The organism is Aquisalimonas sp., from assembly GCF_007120195.1.
Lineage (GTDB): Bacteria > Pseudomonadota > Gammaproteobacteria > Nitrococcales > Aquisalimonadaceae > Aquisalimonas.
The window spans coordinates 1-3180 of the sequence record NZ_SKOG01000255.1; the positions used below are offsets into that span (position 1 = coordinate 1).

The window sequence follows — 3180 nt, forward strand, 5'->3', positions numbered from 1 at the left end:
GCCCGGTTACGGGCTACTGGGCGTCGCGCTGCTCGGCCAGCTCGGCGCGGACATCGGCTTTGGGGCCACCACGCTGGCGGGCACCTTTGCCTATGGCCACCCGCTGTTCGCGGGCTGGCTCCTGCTCTACGCCTGCGCCGGCGCCGCGGTGCTGCACCCGGGCATGGCGCGCATGACGGAGCCCGCCGCCGCCGCCAAACCGACGCTGGGGTCGGGGCGGTTGCTGTCTTTGACCGGCGCCGCGCTGGTGCCGATCGTCATCCTGCTGGTGCAGTCGCAGCGCGGCGAGCTCCAGGACGTGGCGCTCATTGCCATGCTGACCGCGGTGGTGTTCCTGCTCGTCATCTGGCGCCTCTACGCCCTGGCAGCGTCGGTGCACGAGCACGAGCGCCAGCAGGCGAAGCTCAAGAGCCAGTTCACCGCCGCGGTCAGCCACGAGCTGCGCACGCCGCTCACCGCCATTCATGGCGCGCTCGGCCTGATGGCCGGCGGCGTGGCGGGCGAGCTGCCCGGGAAGGCCTGCCGCCTGGTGGACATTGCCCGCTCGAACTCCGGGCGGCTGGTGCGGCTCATCAACGACATCCTCGATCTGGAGCGCTTCGAGTCCGGCCGCGCCGAGTTGCGGCCGACGGCCTGCCCGGCAGCCGAGCTCGCCGAGCGCGCGGTCGAAGATCTGCGCCCCGTCGCCGACGCGGCGGGGGTGGAGCTGCGCGTACGGGCTGAGCCGGCGGTCGTGTGGGCCGACGCCGACCGCATCCTGCAGACACTGACCAACCTCCTGGGTAACGCCATCAAGTTCTCCGACACCGGGCCGGCGGTGGAGATCCGCGTGGCAAGCCGAGACGCGCAGATTCGCTTCGAGGTCCGCGACGAGGGCCGTGGCATCCCGCCGGACAAGCTCGAGACGGTCTTCGGGCGCTTCGAGCAGGTGGACGCCTCGGATATGCGCGCCAAGGGCGGCACCGGCCTCGGCCTGGCGATCTGCCGCACCATCGTCGAGCAGCACGGCGGCCGCATCTGGGCCGAGAACGCACCCGGTGCGGGGAGTGTGTTCACGTTCGAGCTGCCGCAGGCCTACCCCCGAACCTCGCCGTCGACCGCCACGGGCGGCCCGCTGGTGGTGGTTTGCGACGACGACCCCGGGGTGCTTGAGATCACTGGGGAGCTGCTCACCGCCCACGGCTACCGGGTGCTGCCAGCGCTGTCGGGCAACGCGGCGCTGGCGCTGATCGCCGAGCACGCGCCCGAGGCAGTGGTACTCGATCTCGTCATGCCCGGCGCGGACGGCTGGGAGGTCGCCGCGCAGCTCCGGGAGCGACCGGAGACCGCCGCCATCCCGATTATCATCCTCTCCGTGGTCACCCGCGGGGAAGAGCCCGAGCCGGCGGGCGGTGTGTGCGCATGGCTGGACAAGCCCCTCGATGAAGACATTCTGCTCGCGGCGCTGCGCCGGGCGGTGGCAACGCAAGGGCGTCCTCCGCGCCTGCTGCTGGTGGAGGACGACGCCGGGCTCGCGGAGATCCTCGCCGGCAGCTTCGCCCGTCACGGCCTCGAGACGATCATTGCGGGCACCGGCGCACAAGCCCTGGCACGCGCCGAGCAAGTCCCACCCGATCTCATCATCCTCGACCTTGCCCTCCCCGAGGTGGACGGCTACCGGGTCGTCGAAGCGCTCCAGCAGCGTCCGTGGCTCCGGCGCGCACCGCTGGTCGTCTACTCGGCGAGCGACCTCGACGACCAGGACCGGGCACGCTTGCGTCTGGGCGAGACCTCGTTCTTCACCAAGGGGCGGGTGACGCCCGAGGCCTTCGAGCGCCACGTGATCGGTATCCTGGAACGTATGATTCATCAAGAGGGGGCGCGCTGATGTCCGCTAAACGCGTGCTGGTGGTGGACGACGAGGCTCATCTACGCGAGATCGCGCAGATGAGCCTTGAGGCCATGGCGGGCTGGCGCGTGACCGTGGCGGCCTCCGGGGAGGAGGCCATTGCGGCGGCCGGCGCGGATCCGCCCGACGCCATCCTGCTCGATTTGATGCTGCCGGGCCTCGACGGCGCCGAGACCTTCCGGCGGCTGCGCCGCCACGCCGCCACGGCGCAGGTTCCCGTGGTCCTGCTCACCGCCAAGCTGCAGCCCGCGGATCGGGCGCATTTCGAGGGCCTGGGTGTGGATGGGGTCATCGGCAAGCCCTTCGAGCCGATGGCCCTGGCCAGGCAGGTCGCGAACCTGCTGGGATGGGACCGATGAACCACGCCCTATGCGCCGGCCTGCCGCTCGAGCTCGTCGAGTGGTTGAACCGCCGGCTGCCTGGCCTGCAGGCGGTGGGCACAGCCGGCGCGCGGGAGGCGCGCGAGCTGCTCGTGCAGGGCGACTGGGCACTGCTGGTGGTTGACCACGACCTTGGCAGTCACGGCGGCGAGCCGCTCGTACGTGCCGCGCGCGGGCTATCTCCTGTGCTGCCCGTCGTCTACTGCCTCGACCCCATCGACGCTCCGGAGCTCGTCAAGCCACTGGTCCGGGACCTCGCTGTCAACCGTGTCCTGTTCCGGCCGCTGGACCGCGAGGAGCTCGCGATCGCGGCCGCCCGCCTGGTGGGCGTCGAGCTGCCCGGCGTCTGCCCGAGGACCAAGTCCGAGGAGCAGCTCGCCGCCGGAGTCGCCGCGCTCTGGCAACGGGCCCGGCCCAGCATCGCCGAACGCATCGCCCTGTTGGACGAGGCGGTGAGCGCGCTCGCCGCCGGGGTGCTCCCACGGGAGCGCCGCGAGCAGGCCCAACGCGAAGCCCACAAAATCGCCGGCAGCGTCGGCACATTCGGGTTCACCATCGCGACCTACCATGCCCGTTTGCTCGAGCGCCTGTTGGCCGTGGACCAACCCGGCGGGGAGGACGTCCGCATCGCGGCGCTGCACGTCTCCGAGCTCCGGCGGGTCTTGACGCAACACGCCGCGGAGCCCACCGTGCAGTCGCCGGACGCCGGCACCAAGACGACGGTCCTGCTCGTGGACGCCGACGCGACGCTGCGGGGAGCAGTCGCCGAGGCTCTGCGGGCGCGGTCCGTCGAGGCAGCCGGCGTCGCCGGCGCCGACGAGGCCCTGCGGGTGATCGAAGGGGGGAGCGCGCCGGAGCTCGCCGTGGTCGGCAACCCGGCGACCGGGGAGCGCTCGGCGCTGCTCGCCGCGC

Annotated in this window: 3 protein-coding genes; all 3 read left to right on the forward strand. The window is 72.0% G+C overall.

What is annotated here, in order from left to right; all coding sequences use genetic code 11:
• A partial coding sequence (locus tag QZT63_RS17800) for a response regulator (RefSeq protein WP_290653083.1) occupies nt 1-1867 on the forward strand: 1867 nt, incomplete at its 5' end.
• A complete protein-coding gene (locus QZT63_RS17805) occupies nt 1867-2247 on the forward strand; it encodes a response regulator (protein WP_290653085.1) in 381 nt (126 codons plus the stop codon). The genes QZT63_RS17800 and QZT63_RS17805, both read left to right, overlap by 1 nt.
• Nucleotides 2244-3180, forward strand: a 937-nt coding sequence (locus tag QZT63_RS17810; protein ID WP_290653087.1) for an Hpt domain-containing protein, incomplete at its 3' end; no start/stop codon positions are given. The genes QZT63_RS17805 and QZT63_RS17810, both read left to right, overlap by 4 nt.